Below are 18,907 nucleotides of genomic sequence, written 5' to 3' on the forward strand. Positions count from 1 at the left end.
TATGACGTACCAACAGCATCCCCTGTCCGCCGCTTTCCCCGCGATGAGCGAGGACGAGTACCACGCGCTGCTCGACAGCATCACCGACATCGGCGTGCAAAACCCGATCACGATCTACGAAGGCATGGTGCTGGACGGCTGGAACCGCTACCAGGCCACGCAGGAGCTGGGGTACGACTGCCCGAGCGTGGTGCTCGGCGACGTCGATCCTCGGCACTTCGTCCTGGCCCAGAACAGCGCGCGCCGGAGCTTGACCGCCAGTCAGCGAGCCCTTGCCGCGGCCACCTGTTTCCAGTGGAAATCGGCCGGAAATCCCCAATTCGGCAGCGCTGCCGAATTGCCGAAACAGAGTGCTGTGGCGGCCATGGCGAAGGTGTCGGAGCGCACCCTTCGTGACGCGAAGCACATCGTGGATCACGGGGTCGAAGAGGTGCGCGAGGCCGTGCGCAGCGGGGCCACCTCGGTCGAGGCCGCCGCCGCTATCGCCAAGTTGCCGAAGGGCGATCAGGCCGAAGCACTCATCGGTTCCAAGCCGGCGCGCTTCCAAGGAAAGCCGAAGAAGGTGCCGGCGTCGAAGTGGCTGAAGGCCGAGATCAAGGCTGCGGATGCGACGAAGCAGGCCGAGAGCGCGACAGGTCAGGTCGCAGCGCTCCAAGAGGAGGTGCACGCTCTGCGTGAACAGTTGACTGAAGCGCAAGGCGAGGTCGAAGCGGTCGCCAAGGTCCTGGACGCCGGCGACCAGCTTGCGGCGGCGCTTAAGGATGCCAAGGAGCAGCGAGAGCTGGCCCGTGGCCTGCAGCAGCGCATCAACAGCATGATGACCGAGATCGCAACGCTCAAGCGATCGGTGGCGCACTGGCAGAAGAAGGCGGGTCAGCCAGCATGAGCACGCTCTTCGACGAACCGGCAGGGTTTCCGGACCCGCGTGACTTCCAGCGCACCGCGATGATCAAGATCGCCGAGGGCGTCCTGGCCGGCCACAAGAACCAGATGCTCATGGCGCCAACGGGTGCGGGCAAGACCTACCTCGGCCTGCGCATCGCCCACAAGGCCCTCAAGCAGGGCAAGCGGGCCACGTTCCTGTGCGACCGCATCACCTTGATCGACCAGACCAGCGCGCGGGCTGGCGAATACGGCCTCGGCGCCCATGGCGTGATCCAGGGCAACCACCCCCGCGAGGACTGGTCGCACAACCTGCAGATCGCGAGCGTGCAGACCGTCATGAGCAGGGGGTGGCCGAACACCGACGTGCTCATTGTGGATGAAGCCCATACGCAGCACGAGACCTGGGTCGAGTTCGCCAAGACCAGCCAAGCGCGCGTCATCGGTCTGTCTGCAACTCCATTCGCCAAGGGCCTCGGCCAGGTCTTCACCAACCTCATCAATGCCGCGACGATGAGCGACCTCACGCAGTCGGGCGTGTTGGTTCCCATGCGGGTGCTGTCGTGCCGCCGACCAAACATGGACGGTGCCAAGGTCGACCGCGAGGGCGAATGGACGAAGTCGGAGGCCGGCGAACGAGGGATGGAAATCATCGGTGACGTGGTAGCCGAGTGGCTGCGTCACGCAGAAGGCCGCAAGACCATCGTGTTCGGCTCGACGATCGCGCATTGCGAAGAGCTGTGCAGGCAGTTCAACGAGGCCGGCGTGCTGGCCGCGACGTACACGACCAATACGCCCGACGCCGAGCGCCCAGGGCTGCTCCGCGAATTCCGAAAGCCTGATCCTGCGATCCGCGTGCTCATCTCCGTGGAAGCGCTGGCCAAGGGCTTTGACGTGCAGGACGTGGGATGTGTTGTCGACTGCCGCCCACTGCGAAAGTCGCTCTCCACCGCCATCCAGATGTGGGGACGCGGCCTACGGTCGTCGCCCGACACCGGCAAGGTGGACTGCCTGCTGCTCGACCACAGCGGAAACATCACCCGGTTCGCCGACGACTACACCGACGTTTTCTTCAACGGGCTCAAAACGCTCGATCAAGGCGAGGCACTCGACAAGAAGGTTCGAAAGGACGACCACGACGAGCGAGAGCGAACCGGCTGCCCGAAGTGCAGCTACAAGCCTTTCCGTCAGCGCTGCATGTCCTGCGGCTTCGAGATCGAGGCCCAGTCGTTGATCGCGCACGAGGCTGGCGAGATGCAGGAGGTCGTGCTCGGCAAAAAGAAGCTAGCCGACGACAAGCGCCACCTCTGGAACCAACTGTGCGCATTCGCGAACGCGAAGGACAAGATCACCCGCAAGAGCGGCTTCGCCAAGCTGAAGTTCAAGGAGTGGACCGGCGACTGGCCGCCCAATGACTTCTCGTTCGAGCATGCCCCCGTCGTCGAGATCAGCGACGCGGTGAAGAGCCGCATCAAGTCCGAGAACATCCGGCACGCCTACCGGAGGGCTGCATGAGCAGCTTCATCGACTTCGCTCGCGCGCACGGCGTGGAGATCGATCCAGCCAAGCTGTCCGATCGCGACAAGATTCAACGCTGCGGCACGACGCTGAAGCCGCGCAGCAAGAACGGCGCCTATCTCTGGGACGGCCAGCGTGGGTGGGTGTATGCATGGGATGGCGATGCCCAGGTGCACTGGTTCAACGATCCCGATGCGAAGCCATGGACCGAGGCCGAAAAGCAGGTCTGGCGGGCCAAGCGGGACGCACAGCGACAAGCCGCAGACGAGGCGCACCGCAAGGCCGCTCAGAAGGCCGCGGAGATGCTTCGAACGACGAAGCCTGGCCCCCATGACTACCTATTCCGCAAGGGCTTGCCGCAGGCGCAGGGGCTCTGCCTGCCCGACGGCGGGCTATTCGTACCGATGCGTGACTGGTCGTCCAACGAACTCCGCGGCGCCCAGGTCATCCGCTGGATCGACACCGAGGATGAGCCAGGCGTCATGCGTTGGCGCAAGAAGATGACCTATGGAATGCAGGCGCGCGGTGCCGTGCTCCGTCTGGGACCAAGTCGGGCCTCCGAGACGATCTTCTGCGAGGGCTACGCCACGGGCCTGTCCATCGAACTCGCTGCCCGGCAAATGCGTCTGGCTGCGGCCGTGCTGGTGTGCTTCAGCGACTTCAACATGGCGCACGTCGCCGGCCTGCTCAAGCGCGGCCGTCGCTACGTGTTCGCCGACAACGACAAGAGCGGGGCAGGGGAGCGCGCCGCCGTCGAAAGCAAATTGCCCTATTGCATGAGCCCCGTGCTCGGCGAGGACGCGAACGACCTCCACAAGCGCGAAGGCCTCGTGGCCGTGTCCAGCCTTCTGATGCAAGTTAGGCAGCAGGAGCCGGCCATGACCTAGCGCCATGTCATCAAAGCACCTTGCCGGTCGGAGCACCAATAACGGCAGCAGCAAGGGAAGAGCGGGGAACTGTGAGGAAGTTCTGAAACACCCCGGCAGGCGGCGAAGGCAGCACCTGTGAACGAGAAGGCTACCGGGTCATGCAACGCGACGGGTGATACCTCGGTTCATGTGAAGGCCCCCTCTAGGAGGCTGGGTCTGTCCGCTCGGGGTGATGGCTTTGTATTCACGAACGTTAGTTAGTAGACAGGAGTTCCAGATGAGCATGCGAGAGTTCGAACAGTACCTGAAGGCCTCGGATCATTTCGCGGACGTGATCAACACGCACCGCGCTGCGACGGCCGAGATCGTCGCGGGCTTCGCGGCGATGCTTCAGGACAGCGGCATCGTGTCGGAGGCGGCGATCAAGGTGCTCCTGGCGCGCCTGGACGAGCCTACCGGTCGGCGGTCCATCGACGGCAGTCGCCGTGTGCTCATCGCGCGCGTGGGTGATGCACTGAAGGCCCGCCGATGAGCGCCGGCCGACCATGATCGACACCGACACCAGCACCGTCGAAATGTTTGACCAGCCGCCCGCGCGCATCCTGAACGGGCCGCTGATCTGGCAGACCATCATCGACCTGGCCAGCGGCAACCGCGCCGTCAGCCTCCCGACCCTCACGGAGATCACGGGCCTGACCAGCGATGTGGTCGGCGAGCACGTCACGCGAATGATCGAGGCCGGCAAGCTCCGGCGAATCGCCGATGGCATGTTCGAGCCCGTCCAGGATCAGGCACCAGATCCCGGGTGGAAAGGCCGTCGCATGTCGATGCAAAAGCAGAAGCGCGACTGGTTCCGCATCCTCCGCGACCTCATGGCCGCCGGCGTGTCGATGCACCAGGTCGCCCGAGTATGTGGCCGTCACCCGAAGGCGGTGCTCGCCTGGGCCGAAGGCGGCGATCCGAAGGACACCGACGCGCGCATGGTGCTGCAGCTCTACGCCCGGTTCTGCCCGGCGAAGTACCTGGAGCAGGAGAAGAAATTCATGATCACCGTGGAGCCGCAATGGGCCGAAAGTCAAAGCTGACCGAGGACCAGTGGGCCGACGTTGGCCGCCGGCTGATCGATGGTGAGGCTCAGCGTGCTCTCGCCCGCGAGTACGGCATCAGCGAGGCAACCCTGCGCCAGTACTTCGCCAAGCTTGAGAAGCTCCCGACCGTGCAGAAGGTGGCCGGCATGATCGTAGAGACGGAGGCTGCGCTTAAATCCTTGCCGATTTCCGCGCAGATAAACGCGCAAAGACTCGCAGACCGTTTGATGGCCATCAGCCAGGACTTGGCGAGCGCTGCGTTCTATGGGGCGAAGACAGCGCACCGCCTGAATGCGCTGGCGAATTCCGAGGTGGCAAAGGTCGACGATGCGGATCCGTTGGGCGTTAAGAGCGTCGAGGCGATGAAGGGCGTGGCGCTGATGACGCGCCTTGCCAACGACTCCAGCAGCATCGCGGTGAACCTGCTCGCAGCGAACAAGGAGAAGATCGCCAAGATCAACGAGCAGCAGGAGCCGGAGGTGCCGCCCCCGGTGCGCCCTCAAATCAGCCGCGAGGAGTGGCTGTTGCAGCACGGGCTCTCCTGATGTGGGTTCCGCAGAAAGGCCCGCAGCTCGCTGCCTTGGAGGCGGATTGGTGCGATGAGATCTTCTTCGGCGGTGAGCGCGGCGGGGGCAAGTCCGACTTCCAGTGCGGCTACCAGGAGGACGGAGCGCTGCGCTACGGCGACGCCTGGCGCGGCATCATGTTCCGCAAGACCTATCCCGAGCTCGAGGAACTGCAGGCGCGTGCCACCGAGATATTCCCGGGTGAGGGGGCCGTCTTCAAGACGCAGCCGAGCGCGGGCTATCCGTTCTCGAACTGCTGGTACTGGCCCTCCGGCGCGTCGGTGAAGATGCGCTTCATCGAGAACGAGAAGGACTATGGCAAGTACCACGGGCACCAGTACACCGGGATCAGCTTCGACGAAGTGACCGAGTACGCATCGCCGGATGGCCTGCTGAAGATGCTTTCGACGCTGCGCAGCCCGCGCGGCGTGCCGTGCACCATGCGCGCGACTGGCAACCCTGGCGGCATTGGGCACGTCTGGGTGAAGGGGCGGTACGTCAGCATCGCCGCGCCGCGCACCGCCTATCGCGACCCGGAGACGAGCTTCACGCGCATGTTCGTTCCGTCGAAACTGTCGGATAACAAGATTCTGACGACGGCCGACCCGGGCTATCGATCGCGGCTTCTGGCCGCCACCGGCGGGAACGAGGCGCTGCGCAAGGCGTGGCTGGAAGGCAATTGGGACATCGTCGCCGGGGCCTTCTTCGACAACATCACGCCCACGATCTACCTGCCGCCCTGGCGCCCGCCGGCGGAGTGGACGCGATTTCGGTCGATGGACTGGGGTAGCGCCAAGCCGTTCTCCGTGGGTTGGTGGGCCATCGCCACCGATGACCACTGGGCCGAGTTCAAGGACGGATCGGAACGGCTGCTGCCGCGTGGCGCCATCGTTCGCTACCGGGAGTGGTATGGCTGCAAGCCGGGCGAGGCCAACGTCGGGCTGAAGCTGGACGTCGAAGTGGTGGCCCGCGGCATCCTCGACCGCGAGAAGGGCGAGACGATCGACGAGCAGGCCAGCGTTGCCGATCCTTCGATGTGGAAGGAGGACGGCGGCCCGTCGTTCATCGAACGCATGATGGGCGTGCGGGATGGTGCAGGGCCAAGGTTCCGGCCCGCGGACAACTCACGCGTCGTCGGCTGGAGTCAGATGCGCGCCCGGATCAACGGGGAGGGCGATCGGCCGCTGCTGTACGTCACGAACGACTGCCTGCACTGGAAGCGCACCGTACCGGCATGCCAGCATGACAAGCATCGGATCGAAGACATCGACACGGCCGGCGAGGATCACGCGGCCGACGACAGCCGCTACGCCTGCATGTCCCGCCCGCTGTCGAACGTGAAGGCGCCGGTCGCGAAGGGCCCGAAGCCCTGGACGCTGGACTGGGTCATGGCGAACGGATAGGGAAAAAACTTCCACCGCGCGCGCATTCAATCGTCGGCATGCAATCGAGCCATGCCACTGTCGATCACGTCCCGAACCTCAGCCAGCGCCGCGAACTGAGCCTGGAGGAATTGGCCCAGCTCGACGAGCCCGCAGTCATCTTCGAATACTCGCAGCTGCGCGATGACGCGCCCACCCAGTGGGTTTACACCGTCGCCGGCTGGCTCCACGGCCGCAACGTCGCCACGCAGATGGGCGGCTGCACCGTCGGCGGTGACGCCATCGCCGTGTTCGCCGAGACGCGCGACCAAGCCGACGATTTGGCGTGCTCAGGCCTCGACACCACGATTTCCGCCATCAAGGACCAGGCGCGCATCGAAGCGCAGGGTGCGATGGCAGCCGCCCGCCTGTCCGCCGTCGGCGGCATGGAGCGCTTGAACCAGGCGCTGCGCGGCGACAACCACGCCTTCAAGCAAGACCTCGCCCTTCTGCGCGCTGCCGGCTTCGGCGACGCCGTGAACCCGGACGCCTATCGAACGGCGAACCGCTGATTTCCCCCGGGGCGGTGCTGCCCTTCGCTCTGCACCCGTCTGGTAGTGGCGTCCTCTACCCGCTGGCAACCGTTAAGCGCCACAGGAGCAACACATGACCATCAAATGCACCACCCTCGGCCGCGCAACTGCTGCAGCTGCGGGCATCACGATCAGCGCCGCGACCAACGCGACCCCCATCGTCATCACCCTGGGCGCGACCAGCGGGCTGAAGGACGGCGACCGCATCGCTATCTCGGGCATCACCGGCAACACCGCCGCCAACGGCGAATTCACGCTGAAGATGCTGACCGCCACGACCGCACAGCTCGTCGGCTCGGTCGGCAACGGCGCCTTCGGCGGCACGGCGCGCGTCGCCGTCATCTGCGACGTGACCCCGAACATGGCGAAGCACAGCAATGCACTGAACATCGCCGGCACGCTGGTCGGCACGCTCGACATCGAGGCCTACGACAGCTACGCCGACTTCGCGGCAGGCACCAATGCGAGCGGCTCGGCGACGGCGCCCGTGGTTTCCCCGGCCGTGGGCACGAACACCGCCGGTTCGGGCGCCGCGCCGGCCAAGACCACCATCGTGAACCCCGACGCCGGCATGGTGTGCGAAGTCAAGCTCGCGCGCTACATGCGCACCGTAGTCACCGCCTTCACCAGCGGCACGGTGAACGTCGAAATGATGGGCTGAGATGGAGCCGCGCGAAGTTTCCGCCGAAGACAAAGCCTTCTCGAAGGAGTGGCTGAAGCGGATCGGCGCGGCTCTCGATCGCCCAGAGGTCAAGCGGGCGCACAAGACATTCAAGCGGAACCGGCGCCTGCTCGCCGGCCGCAACCCTGATGCCGAAGATCAGGAGACGCTCACGCAGCGCGTGCGCACGAATCTGCACTTCGCGAACATGGCGGCCATGCTGCCGCAGGTCTATGCGAAGGATCCGGACTTCTCCTGCCGGCCGCTGCCCAGCGTGTCGCCCGAGCAGATGGACGCTGCCAAGAAGTTCGCCCTGACGGCTGAGATCATGGTCAGCCGCGTCCTGGTGAAGGACTGCAAGGTCAAGGTCAAGGCAAAGAAGATGCTGCGCTCGGCCTACGCCACTTCCATCGGGTGGTGGAAGCTCACCTGGCAGGAACAGGTGCAGACGGACCCGATCGTCGTGGCGCGCCTGCAGGACACGCAGGACAACATCGAGCGGGTGCGCCAGCTGCGCGACGAGCTCGAAGACCCCGAATTGCGCCAGGAACAGGAATTGATCCTTGCGCAGCTCGCCGATGCGATCAAGGGCCTGGAGGTGCAGCAGGAGATCGTCATCTCCCGCGGCCTGGTCCTCGACTTCGTCAAGGCCGAGGACCTGATCGTCCTCGACCCGAGCGTGGCCACCATCACCGACTACTGCGACGCCTCGGCGCTGGCACAGCGGATCTGGATGACGCGCGCCAAGTTCAAGGCGGCATTCGGCTACGTGCCGGAGAAGGCCACGCGCTTCAGCACCATGGACGCCAGCACCGCCGCGCAGAATCGCGGCCTGCCGTCGGCAACGACCATCGCCGGCCCGAACGACAGCACCAATGACGACGGCTCGCTGCTGTGCGTCTATGAGGTGTGGGACCAGGAGGCCAACCGCGTCCACTACGTGTGCGCTGGCGAAGAGGGCTTCTGCAAGGAATCGCAGTCCCCCGACTGGACCGGCAAGCGCTGGTATCCGTTCTTCGGTGGCGCCTTCAACGAGATCGACGGCAGCTTCTACCCGCTGTCGGACATCGAACTGACCGAGCAGCTTGTCGACGACTACAACCAGACTCGCGAAGACTTCGTGCGCGACCGCGAGGATGCGCTGCCGTACAACGTGGTGCGCGAGGGCGGAAACCTCACGGATTCCGACGTCAAGAAGTTGGTGAATCGGAAGCGCGGCCAGACGGTCACCGTCAAGGGCATCCCGGGCAAGCCGATCCGCGACGACTTCGAGGCAGTGCAGCAAGTCCAACTGAACCCGGCGAACTACGACACGTCGGCGATCCGAGCCGACATCGAGCAGACCCTTGGTGGCGGCGATGCGGCGCGCGGCACCGTCATGAAGGCGAAGACGGCCACCGAGGCCGAGATCGTCAGCCAGGGCCTGCGCGGGCGCAGCGCTGAGCGGCAGGACATCATGGAAGACGTCCTGAACGAGGCCGGCCCCTACGCACTCGAGGTGATGCTGCGGAAGATGACGCTGCAGGAAGTGCAGGCCATCGCCGGCATGGATGCGTCGTGGCCCCAGCTCTCCATCGATCAGATCTTCAACCTGGTCGCCATCGAGGTGCGCGGCGGGTCGACCGGCAAGCCGGACCGGCTGCAGGAGCAAGACCGCTGGACCAAGCTGCTGCCGGTCATCAAGGAAGCCGTCACCACCGTGGCCGAGCTGCGCGAGAAGGGCAACGAGCCGCTGGCGCAGTCGGTCATTGAACTCACGCGCGAGACGCTGCGCCGCTTCGACGAGCGCCTGGACATCGACGAGTTCCTGCCCAAGCAGTCGAAGGATCCGATGGACCCGGAGAACCTGCAGCGCGAGAACGTGCAGATGAAGGCGCAGCTGCAGGCGCTCACGCAGCAGAACAAGGAATTGAAGGACGAGGCGCAGAAGGGCATCTACCAGGTTGCCGCACAGATCGCCACGTCCGCCGACCCGCTGACCTCAGGCCAGGCATTCGCCATCGCGCTCCAGGCGCTCGAAAACCAGGATGCCGCCGGCCAGCAGCAGCCGGCCGCCCTTCCATCCCAAGAGCCGCAAGAGCTCGACCCAACCGCCACTGCAGCAGGGCCGACCCTGCAATAAGACCATGAAAATCCGCCGCCTTCTCTCCCGCCCGTACCGCGATCCCGAGCCTGGTGTCGATGGCACGGGCGCCGATCCGGTCGTCGACAGCGCGCCGGCGCCAGCCCCTGCGCCCGAGGCGACCGACGCCGCGGCGCCGGCCGATGCCCCCGCTGCGGACGCGCCTGCCGCTGACCCGGCCGCCGCACCTGCGCCCGCGGTCGACCCGAACGCGCCGAAGTCGTTGCTCGAGGCCATCTCGGCCAGCGTCGACGGGAAGAAGCCCGAGCCGGTGGTCGACCCCAAGGCTGCGCCGGTGGCGGACGCGAAGAAGCCGGCCGAGCCCGATGCCGCCGCGAAGCCGAAGTCCGAAGACCTGACGGCCATGCCCGAAGGCCTGGCACCCAAGGCGCAGGAGCGTTTCCGTGCGCTGGCGAACGTGAACAAGGAAGTGACCGCCGAAGTCGAAAGCCTCCGCGCTCAGACCGATTACATCGGCACCACGTTCAAAGAGCACGGCATCACCCGCGAGCAGTTCGAGATGGCCACGGGCCTGATCGGCGCCATGAACCGCGGCGACTGGCAGACCGTCATCGACGGCTTCAAGGACCAGATGCGCCAGGTCGCATTGCTCAGCGGCAAGCACATCGAGGGCATTGATGCGCTGTCGACCATGCCCGACCTGAAAGAGAAGGTCGACAACCTGCAGATCAGCCCTGAGGACGCTGCCGAGATGGCGCGTGGCCGCACCGAGCGTGCGCTTCAGCAGCAGCGCGCTCAGCGCAGCCACCAAGCCCAACGCGAGCAGGAGCAGACGCAGCAGCAAGAGCAGCAGCACGAGCGGGCCCGGCAGCAGGCAATCGTCGCTGTCGACCGCCTGTGTGCCGACCTCAAGAGCAGCGACCTCGATTTCGCACGCATCGAGGCAGCGCTGCTGCCGCGTGTGCACGAGCTTTTCGCGGACTTGCCGCCGGCCAAGTGGGCCGAGGCATTCCAACGTCAATACACCCTGATGAAGAGCATGGGCGCCCCGGCGCGCGGCAATTCAGCGGGAACCCTGCGGGCTGGCGGTGCGAACAACCCGACCGCCAAGCCCACGGACATGTTCCAAGCGATGTTCGGAGAAGCCCGCCCCTGATCCAAGGGGCGCGTAGAGGCGGGGTCGCATCCCGCTGGGCCATCCGGCAAATCGCAGTTCGGTCGTAAGCGTGGTTCGCCGCACGCAAACGTGACGTGTGCCGAGTTCGTCGTCGGCAAGTGAAGAGATCTATCAACGTTTGCATTTGGAGAATCACCATGCCTTTTTCCGCACAGGAAATCCAGGACGCCGGCAAGATCGGCCTGGACTACTACCTCGCAGCCAAGCCCATCGACCAGGTCGCCGTCGAGCGCCCGCTCCTCAAGGCCCTCATGGCCAAGAAGAAGACGGCCCCCGGCGCCAAGCAGTTCATCGTCGAGCAGCTGCGCACCGGCTACTCGTCGAACTTCCAATGGTTCAACGGCAACCAGACGGTCACCTACAACCGTCGGGTCACCAACCAACAGGCGAACTACCCGTGGCGCTCGGCCCATGACGGCCTGGCCCTCGATGAAGACCGCCTGATCCAGAACGGCATCGTCATCACCGACGACAAGGGCCCGACCAACGCCACCCAGGCCGAGAAGATCCAGCTGACCAACCTGTTCGAAGAGCAGATGGAAGTGCTGCGCCTGGGCTTCCAGGAACAGATGAGCTATCAGCTGCACCTGGACGGCACGCAGAACCCCGATGCCATCACGGGTCTGGACGGCTTGATCTCGCTGACCCCGACCACGGGCACGGTGGGCGGCATCGATCGTTCGACGAACGGCTACTGGCGCAACAACGTCGCCACCGGCCTGACGACCACGACCGGCACCGGCACGATCCTGAACCAGATGGAGATCGCGTGGCGCGCGGCTCGTCGCAACGGCGGCACGCCCAACCTGATCCTGGTGGGTTCGCAGTTCCTGGACGGCTACCGCAACTTCCTGCTCAACAGCTTCGGCCGCATCGACTTCACTGGCGGCGCGTTCGGCAAGACGGTTGACGCCGGCACCGAGACGCTGAGCTTCCATGGTGTGCCGCTGGTCTGGTCGCCGGAGTTCGCGGAACTGGACGCACGTTTCGGCCCGGCCACGCCGTGGGAAAAGCGCGCGTACTTCCTGAACACCGACACGATCAAGCTGCGCCCGATCGAGGGTCAGGACATGGTCACGCGCAAGCCGCCGCGCGCCTATGACCGCTACGAGTACTACTGGGGCATCACCTGGCGCGGTGCTCTCACGATGAACCGCTCCAACGCCAACGCCGTTCTGGCCGTCGCGTGATGAACCTGGCGCCGCTGCTTACCCCGGCGGCGCCAGCCTGTTTCTCCTTGGATTCCCGGCGCTGGCGGTGTCGGGGCCTTTACGGCCGGGGCGCGTGCCTCGGTCTTTTTTGAACCGCCGAACCCAAAACAGAGGATCTCCATGGCCACCGCAACCGCTGAACGTCCCCGCACTGCCGCAGCCGGCATGCTCTCCCGCCGCATCCTGGTCACGATCGACCAGGGCATGACCATCAAGACACCGAAGGTGATCTACGAGCACGAGCTGCCGATCTTCCAGGAGATCCACGGTGGCGGTGCCGAAGACGGGGAGGGCGGTGCCGTCACCGTCATCGAAGATCCCGTCGGGTTCCTCGACAAGGAATGGAAGCCGCGGCAGGACATGAACCTGCTGCAGCACAACAAGAAGCAGGACGACCTCACCCGGCCGAGCGAAGGCGCGGGCATCGGCTTCGTCTTCCTGGGCAACCCGGCTGAGGAATGGTCGCGGCTGGCCGCCGCCTACGGAAAGTGCGTCGACGAGGACAAGCTCGTCGTCGAGCGCATCTACGGCCGCGCGCGCGAAGGCCGCCTCGCGACGATGTTGGGCAAGCCGTCCCTCAAGGATCTGCCGATCGCGCAACTGCGCCAGCTGATCGTCGGCACGGGCTATGTCGTCGATGTCGCCAAGGACACGCCAGAGGCCGAGAGGCCGGCCATCTTGGAACGCCGCAAGGCCTTCCTCGCGCTCGACGTTGCGGGCCTGGCCGAGTTGGCCAAGACCGAAGGCATCGAGATCTGATTCTCAACCCCCAAGGAGCACGCCATGCAGATCATCATCGAGAAGGACACCGCGACGCACATCCCGAAAGAGTGCACGCGCGACGAGGCCGCGGCGTTTGCGGCTCAGTTCCCCGTGACCGTCGTGACCGAAGACGAAAACGTGCCTTGGGCCGACTTCGTCGAGGCGAATCCCGTTGGCGATGAAGACGGCCACGCCCCGGACGAGAAGGCCGTCATCGACTCGCTGCTGAAGCGCAAAGCGATGAGCAAATCGGCGTTCAAGAAGCTGCCCGTTGCCGAGCGCGAGAAGCTGGTCGTCGAAGAGACGGCCCTGATGGCCTCCGAAGCGCAAGGCTGAGCCCATGCCCGCTCCCGTCTACCGAACCCTCGGCGAACTGCGCCGCGTCGTCCTTGCCCGCCTGGGCTTCGGTGGGCAGGGCGCGTCCGGCGGCGCCAACCAGGTGCTGATCGACTCGTTCTTGTACGAGGGGCAGAACATGCTCTACCACCTGCAGAACTGGAACAACCTCAAGTTCTACGACGAGGTCGACGTCGGCGCCGAGCAGAACCTGATCGATTTCCCCGTGAGCTGCTCGCGGCACCGTCGCATCCTCAAGATCGAACTGCTCAATGGCGGACTGTGGTCGGAACTTCGCGAGGGCATCCCGACGGACGCCTGGAACACCATGGACACGCTGAGCTACCCGCAGCGCTACGAACGCTACGAGCAGATTTCGCTGTGGCCCAAGGCAAACGCCGTCTACAAGCTGCGCATCTGGCGCATCCGCGACCTGGCCCGCTTCACGGAGGACAACGACCGCTGCAGCATCGACGACAGCATGGTGCTCCTGCACGCCACGACGTTCGCGAAGGCGCACTATCGTCAACCTGATGCATCGGCCTATCAAGGCCAGCTCGACACTTTGCTCGCGACGATCCGCGGCTACAGCTTCGGCTCGAACGGCGTCTACACGCGATGCACGGCCGATGCGCCGCTGCAGCGTCCGCAGGTCGTGGGGCGTGACGTCTTCCCATGAGCGCGATCACCTATTCAGATTTCGGCGGCGGCCTGGATCGCCGGCTGCCGGTGAGCGTGCAGGACGCGAACAAGCTCTGGGTGCTGCGCAATGCCTACATCACCCTCGGCAAGCGCATCGCCAAGCGGCCGGCGCTCAAGCCCATCGCCACGGGACTCACGGGCTCCTCTGGCCTCGAGGCGATCAGCGGGCGCCTGAAGGTGTTCGTCGATCGCGGCGCGGTGTTCACTCCGCCGACCCTCTGCGACAAGATCGAGCTGGACAAGCCGGCAGCAGCCGGCGGCACTGCGCTCGATCGCGTGTTGTACGCCGACCTCTTCGCCGGCTACCCCTACGTCGTGACCCGGTACGCCAACAAGGTGACCTGGCACCACTACGTGGACACCAACCCGACCACGCCGGTGATTGACGTCAACTGTCCTCAGACCAATTCGGTGACGAAGGCCGCCAGCCGCATCTTCGCGATCGGCGGCGAGAACGTGCGCTACTGCAAGGCCGGCAACCCCCGTGATTGGTCGACGGCCAGCGACGCCGGCTTCCTTCCGGCCGGCCTGCAGTCGGACACGAAATCGGCCACGACGGCGGTGGGCACCTTCCAAGAATCGCTGGTCGTGTTCTTCTCGGAGCAGGCGCAGATCTGGAACGTCGCAGTCGACCCTGCGGCGAACGTGCTGTCCAAGCGCATCTCAGGCGTCGGCACGCAGGCGCCGCTGTCGCTGTCGCCGTTCTCGAACGACCTGATGTTCCTGTCGCCCTTCGGGCTGCGCACGATGACGGTGCAGGCACAGACCAACCGCATCGACGACAACGACGTGGGCGTGCCGGTTGACAAGCTGGTGGTGCCCGACGTGGCCGCGAGCCGCGCGCTACCTGATCCCTACGAGCCCTTCGGCGTTTGGATTCACCAGGTCGGCCAGTACTGGCTGGTCATGGACATGGGGACGTACTCCAAGGTCTGGGCCTACACCTATTCGAAGAGCTCGAAGATCGCTTGCTGGAGCGAGTACACCTTCCCGGTGCGGATCACCGCGTTGTCGACCCTCGACGGCGTGATCTACGTCCGGTCCACTGATGTCCTGTATGAGGTGTCCGCGACCCAGTTCACGGACGGCGAGCAGCTCGTGCCGGTCGAAGTGCAGATGGCCTTCCAAGATGCGAAGTCCCCCGGCATCAACAAACAGGTGTGGGGCGCAGACCTGGTCGCCGTGGGCAGCGTGGATTTCTCGCTGAAGTATGACCCCCGGGACCTCTCGAAGGAAAGCATCCCGCAGACCATCACAGGCGACACCCGGCCCGGCGACATGCAGCCGATCGACGTGATGGCGCCGGCAATCGCGCCGGTGTTCCGGCACATGCGCGACGAGGCTTTCGAGCTGGACGCGCTGTCGTTGTACTTCCACCTGCTCGGCCCCCAATGATTCAGCAGCTCACGCTCGCCGACGCGGTGCTGGTCGCGAGTGGGATGCGATTGGAGGACCGTGGATGCATCGAGGCGATCGTCGGCGCGTGCGACGCGGAGGTATTCGCGGTGAACCGCTGGCAGACCGACGGTGCGGCCTGGGCGCTGTACCAGGACGGCAGGCCGGTCGCCATGTTCGGGCTGCTGAAGCTCAACCCCTGGACGCTGAACGCCTGGCTCGTGGCGACGCCGGCCATGGCTCCGCAATCGTGGAAAAAACTTCTTCGCTTCTCCCGCACAGTCCGTGGCAACGCGCTCAAGGCGACGCGGCGAATCGAGTGCACGGTGCTGTCGACGTGGGTACGCGCTGCGGGGTTCGCTGAGGCACTGGGCTTCGAGTTGGAAGGGATCAAGCGCGGTGGCGCGAAGGGCGGCGAGGACATCCTGCTCTATGCAATCGTCAAGAAGGAAAAGGCATGAACAACGTTGAATACACCCTGGCTGTCGCAAGCCCCGGCACCTCGGTAAAGGTGGCGCTCGCCGGCGGCGGGGCAGCCGCAGTGACGACCAATGCCATCGGCTACGACACGGCTGTGGTAACCGCGGATGTCGACTGCTTCTTCCGCAAGAGCGCAACCGCAAACGCCACCAGCGATGGCACCGACCAGTTCATGGTGGCGAAGAACACGTATCGCATCTTCGGGCTGCTCCCGGCCGACAAACTGTCGTTCAACAGCGCGACTGCCGGCAACGTCTACATCACGCCTGGCGCGTAAGGGGAACATCATGGGTGGTGGCGGCGGCGACAACGGGTACGAGGCACGGCAACAGGCTGTGGAGGACCAGAAGACGAAAGCGCGTCAGCGACTGAATGCGGCATTCGGCGAGGGCGCGCCGGCCGAGGTCGATCGCAACGCTTTCACGAGCACGATCCCGCTGATGATGGAGTTCAGCGGGGCCACAGGCGGCGACGATCCGGTGGAGACCTCCAACTTTGTTCAGACGCGCAACGGCGGCACGTCCTCTTTCGACCAGGCCGGCTACGACGCAGCACTTGCCGAGAACGAATCGATCCTTGGCCGGAAGGCCGAGCGCGAAAAGCTCTACGGCGCAGTGCGCGAGAACGCTTTCACTGCCGGCAAGCGTGGGCTCGACGAATCCCGTGAGAAGGCCGCACGCGACCTGCGCTTCGAGCTGTTCGCCAAGGGCTTGAACGGCGGCAGCGAGGATGTGAACCAGAACGCCATGCTCGGCCGCACCTACGACGCCGGTGTCCTTGACTTGGGCGCCAAGGCTGATGCCGCAGCGACCGGCCTGCGCACGAGCGACGAAACCACCCGCCTGAACCTGCTGCAGGGCATCGACAGCGGCATGGATCAGGGGAGCATCCTTTCCTCTGCGGCCAATCAGCTGTCGAACAACAGCGAACGCGCCGCGGCGGAAGCGCAGGGCACCAGCATTGGCGACCTGTTCGCGAATGCTGGGCTGCTGAGTGCACAAAGCCAGTACCGCCAGGGCAAGGCGGTCGGCACCGATTGGTGGAACACGCTCACCCCCGGCAACTCGACCGTCCGCACGAAGGCGTCGAGCGGTTCGCTCTCTGCGAGCTGAAGGAGTACCACATGAGCGGCTACGAAATTGCAGCACTCGCCCTCGCGGCTGGCGGCACCGCGGCGACGGTGTCTGCACAACAGCAGCAGGCCAATGAGCGGCGGCAGACGCTGAACCGCCAGATGGAGAACACCGAGCAGTCGACCAAGAAGGCGGTGGACCTGATTCAGGGCGAGGGCACGCGCTTCACTCCAGAATCGCGCGCTGCAGAACTTGCGGCAGCCGAGGAGGCTGCTGCGACGCGGTCGAAGCAAGATCTTGAAGGTGCGGGCGGCGCGACTGTCGCGACGGCTGGCGACGCCGGCAATGTGTCGAGCGATTTCCTCACCGCAAAGGCAGACCGCGCGATTTCTGAAGGTACGCGCCTCACGGCGCTGAGCCGAGAACTCGCCAAGATTCGGGCGCCCGGCCAGATCCAGACGAACGACCGCATGAGCACCGCGAATCTCGCGAACCGGCTGTCCAACATCCAGGGATCGAACGCCAATCTGGCGCGCGCCAACAGCATGGACGCCGACAGCATCGAGGCGCCGGCATATGGCCAACTCGGCTCCATCGCCTCATCGCTGGCTGGCGGCTATTTGGCCTCTGGTGCCGGCGCCGCAGGCGGCGCTGGCGGCGGACAGATCGCCTGGGGTGGGCCTGCTGTCGGCACCTCCACCGTCGGCGCCACCGGTGGCGCTCAACTTGCCCGCGGCTACCCCGCCGTCGGCTTCGGAGCCTTCCGATAATGCCAACCTCTCGAATCAGCGCAGGCATCCTCGCGGGCCTCGGGTCCGGCGTGCAGCGGGGCGCGCAAGCGTTTTCGATGGGCGGCCAAGCCTTCGACCAGGGGTACGGTGAGGGCGCAACCCTGCAGTCGAAGCTGGCACAGGCTTTGTCGGTACAGCGCGCCAACGAGGCCAAGGCCGCCCAAGACACCGCAGAGACGCGGATCATCGAAGGGCGGCCGGACCTCGCCGAAGAGCAAGCCGCCCTCCAGGCGGGCGTGACCGTGCCGCAGGTGCGCGCCGCTCGTGCATTCACCCGCACGGGCCGGCCGTCGGCCTTGGAGGTCCCCGACCTGTCGAATCTGGATGCTGGCCCGCCGCCGAGCGTTGCGCTGTCGCCCGAGCAGCAGACCAAGATCGGCGCGGCACTGCGCCAGATGCTGCCCGTCCTCACCAACGTGAAGGACAACAAGGCGGATGATCTGGCGAACGCCGCGAAGATCTACCAGCAGGTCGACGGCGCGCAGGCGGTGATCGACGGCAAGGCACCGGCCACGAACTTTGGCCGCGCAATGGCGGCCGCGCAGGGTAAGCCACTTTTCAATGCCGACACGACCGGCGCAGTGCTCGACAATTTCGCGGGCACGCTCGACACGGCCAACCCTCTGGCGGGGTCGACCATCGCGCTGCGCGGCGCGCAGGCGGGTGCGCAGAAGGCTAACGCCGCACAAAGCTATGCCGCGGCGGGAGCCTCGAGCGCATTGGCAGATCAGCGCCGAGCCGTCACCGCAACCGGCCGCAGCGGGCCCGGCGGCAAAGTGCCGATCGGCTACCGCTACACCACCGGCGAGGATGGTGAAGCGCGCCTTGAGCCGATCCCCGGCGGACCGAAAGATCCGAACTCGCAGACGGGCAAGCCGCTGCCGGCCAGCGCCGCCAAGGGCTACCTGGACAACCAGACGAACCTGCGCCGCGCTGAGAAGGCTCTCGAGTTGGTCCAGGGCAAGAGCTTTGGCGACGTCAAGGGCGACACGGAAGCAACCGGCGTCAAGGGCTACCTGCCGAACGCCATCCTGAGCCGTGTGGACCCGGCTGGAGTGGACACGCGCGCAGCCATCTCCGACCTGGGTAGCTTGGTGCTGCACGACCGCTCGGGCGCCGCGGTGACGGCCGCTGAGTTTCCGCGCCTCGCGCCCTTCATCCCGACGCACACGGACGACCAGAAGACCTCGGCGAAGAAGCTGCGCCAGTTCGTCCAGAACTACCGCGCCATCGTCGAAGACGCCGAAGAGTTCTACAAGGCCTCGGGCTACAACGTACCGAAGATCTCGCCACGCAGCGGTGGCGGCACCGCTCCAGCGGCAGCGCCCGGCGGCTTCACGTATCTGGGCAAGGAGTAGG

Annotated in this window: 21 protein-coding genes; all 21 read left to right on the forward strand. The window is 65.5% G+C overall.

Features of this window, described 5'->3' with window-relative positions; all coding sequences use genetic code 11:
* Window position 1 precedes the first annotated feature (1 nt).
* The 21 genes from ACSFA2_RS03650 to ACSFA2_RS03750 all read left to right on the forward strand — a co-directional run bounded on the left by ACSFA2_RS03650 (window position 2) and on the right by ACSFA2_RS03750 (window position 18,906).
* A complete protein-coding gene (locus ACSFA2_RS03650; RefSeq protein WP_435453932.1) occupies window positions 2-886 on the forward strand; it encodes a ParB/RepB/Spo0J family partition protein in 885 nt (294 codons plus the stop codon).
* On the forward strand, window positions 883-2,397 hold the full coding sequence (locus tag ACSFA2_RS03655; RefSeq protein ID WP_435453933.1) for a DEAD/DEAH box helicase: 1,515 nt from the start codon (window positions 883-885) through the stop codon (window positions 2,395-2,397). The genes ACSFA2_RS03650 and ACSFA2_RS03655 overlap by 4 nt, the downstream gene beginning before the upstream one ends.
* Window positions 2,394-3,287, forward strand: coding sequence for a toprim domain-containing protein (locus tag ACSFA2_RS03660; RefSeq protein WP_435453934.1), 894 nt, complete (start codon window positions 2,394-2,396; stop codon window positions 3,285-3,287). The genes ACSFA2_RS03655 and ACSFA2_RS03660 overlap by 4 nt, the downstream gene beginning before the upstream one ends.
* A 259-nt stretch (window positions 3,288-3,546) precedes the next feature.
* Complete coding sequence (locus ACSFA2_RS03665; protein WP_435453935.1) at window positions 3,547-3,801, forward strand: hypothetical protein; 255 nt, start codon at window positions 3,547-3,549, stop codon at window positions 3,799-3,801.
* A gap of 13 nt (window positions 3,802-3,814) precedes the next feature.
* On the forward strand, window positions 3,815-4,354 hold the full coding sequence (locus tag ACSFA2_RS03670; protein ID WP_435453936.1) for a hypothetical protein: 540 nt from the start codon (window positions 3,815-3,817) through the stop codon (window positions 4,352-4,354).
* On the forward strand, window positions 4,333-4,902 hold the full coding sequence (locus ACSFA2_RS03675; protein WP_435453937.1) for a helix-turn-helix domain-containing protein: 570 nt from the start codon (window positions 4,333-4,335) through the stop codon (window positions 4,900-4,902). Before ACSFA2_RS03670 ends, ACSFA2_RS03675 begins: the two co-directional genes overlap by 22 nt.
* Window positions 4,902-6,326 (forward strand): hypothetical protein, encoded by a 1,425-nt coding sequence (locus ACSFA2_RS03680; protein ID WP_435453938.1) that lies wholly within the window; start codon window positions 4,902-4,904, stop codon window positions 6,324-6,326. The genes ACSFA2_RS03675 and ACSFA2_RS03680 overlap by 1 nt, the downstream gene beginning before the upstream one ends.
* A 38-nt stretch (window positions 6,327-6,364) precedes the next feature.
* Entirely contained in the window at window positions 6,365-6,856 is a 492-nt protein-coding gene (locus tag ACSFA2_RS03685; RefSeq protein WP_435453939.1) for a hypothetical protein, read from the forward strand.
* 94 nt (window positions 6,857-6,950) lie between these two features.
* Window positions 6,951-7,538, forward strand: a complete 588-nt coding sequence (locus ACSFA2_RS03690) for a hypothetical protein (protein ID WP_435453940.1) — start codon at window positions 6,951-6,953, stop codon at window positions 7,536-7,538.
* 1 nt (window position 7,539) lies between these two features.
* A complete protein-coding gene (locus ACSFA2_RS03695) occupies window positions 7,540-9,660 on the forward strand; it encodes a hypothetical protein (protein WP_435453941.1) in 2,121 nt (706 codons plus the stop codon).
* Window positions 9,661-9,664: 4 nt separating this feature from the next.
* Window positions 9,665-10,777 carry a hypothetical protein gene (locus ACSFA2_RS03700; RefSeq protein WP_435453942.1) on the forward strand — a complete coding sequence of 371 codons (1,113 nt, stop codon included), beginning with the start codon at window positions 9,665-9,667 and terminating at the stop codon, window positions 10,775-10,777.
* A gap of 158 nt (window positions 10,778-10,935) precedes the next feature.
* Entirely contained in the window at window positions 10,936-11,988 is a 1,053-nt protein-coding gene (locus ACSFA2_RS03705; protein ID WP_435453943.1) for a phage major capsid protein, read from the forward strand.
* A gap of 141 nt (window positions 11,989-12,129) precedes the next feature.
* A complete protein-coding gene (locus tag ACSFA2_RS03710) occupies window positions 12,130-12,768 on the forward strand; it encodes a hypothetical protein (RefSeq protein ID WP_435453944.1) in 639 nt (212 codons plus the stop codon).
* A 24-nt stretch (window positions 12,769-12,792) separates the two neighbouring features.
* Complete coding sequence (locus ACSFA2_RS03715) at window positions 12,793-13,107, forward strand: hypothetical protein (RefSeq protein WP_435453945.1); 315 nt, start codon at window positions 12,793-12,795, stop codon at window positions 13,105-13,107.
* Window positions 13,108-13,111: 4 nt separating this feature from the next.
* Complete coding sequence (locus ACSFA2_RS03720; RefSeq protein WP_435453946.1) at window positions 13,112-13,786, forward strand: hypothetical protein; 675 nt, start codon at window positions 13,112-13,114, stop codon at window positions 13,784-13,786.
* On the forward strand, window positions 13,783-15,204 hold the full coding sequence (locus ACSFA2_RS03725) for a hypothetical protein (RefSeq protein WP_435453947.1): 1,422 nt from the start codon (window positions 13,783-13,785) through the stop codon (window positions 15,202-15,204). The genes ACSFA2_RS03720 and ACSFA2_RS03725 overlap by 4 nt, the downstream gene beginning before the upstream one ends.
* Complete coding sequence (locus ACSFA2_RS03730) at window positions 15,201-15,665, forward strand: GNAT family N-acetyltransferase (RefSeq protein ID WP_435453948.1); 465 nt, start codon at window positions 15,201-15,203, stop codon at window positions 15,663-15,665. Before ACSFA2_RS03725 ends, ACSFA2_RS03730 begins: the two co-directional genes overlap by 4 nt.
* A complete protein-coding gene (locus tag ACSFA2_RS03735) occupies window positions 15,662-15,961 on the forward strand; it encodes a hypothetical protein (protein ID WP_435453949.1) in 300 nt (99 codons plus the stop codon). The genes ACSFA2_RS03730 and ACSFA2_RS03735 overlap by 4 nt, the downstream gene beginning before the upstream one ends.
* A 10-nt stretch (window positions 15,962-15,971) precedes the next feature.
* Window positions 15,972-16,796, forward strand: a complete 825-nt coding sequence (locus ACSFA2_RS03740) for a hypothetical protein (RefSeq protein WP_435453950.1) — start codon at window positions 15,972-15,974, stop codon at window positions 16,794-16,796.
* A gap of 11 nt (window positions 16,797-16,807) precedes the next feature.
* On the forward strand, window positions 16,808-17,527 hold the full coding sequence (locus ACSFA2_RS03745) for a hypothetical protein (RefSeq protein WP_435453951.1): 720 nt from the start codon (window positions 16,808-16,810) through the stop codon (window positions 17,525-17,527).
* A complete protein-coding gene (locus ACSFA2_RS03750; protein WP_435453952.1) occupies window positions 17,527-18,906 on the forward strand; it encodes a hypothetical protein in 1,380 nt (459 codons plus the stop codon). The genes ACSFA2_RS03745 and ACSFA2_RS03750 overlap by 1 nt, the downstream gene beginning before the upstream one ends.
* Window position 18,907 lies beyond the last annotated feature (1 nt).

The organism is Variovorax cryoconiti, assembly GCF_051216395.1.
Lineage (GTDB): Bacteria > Pseudomonadota > Gammaproteobacteria > Burkholderiales > Burkholderiaceae_C > Variovorax.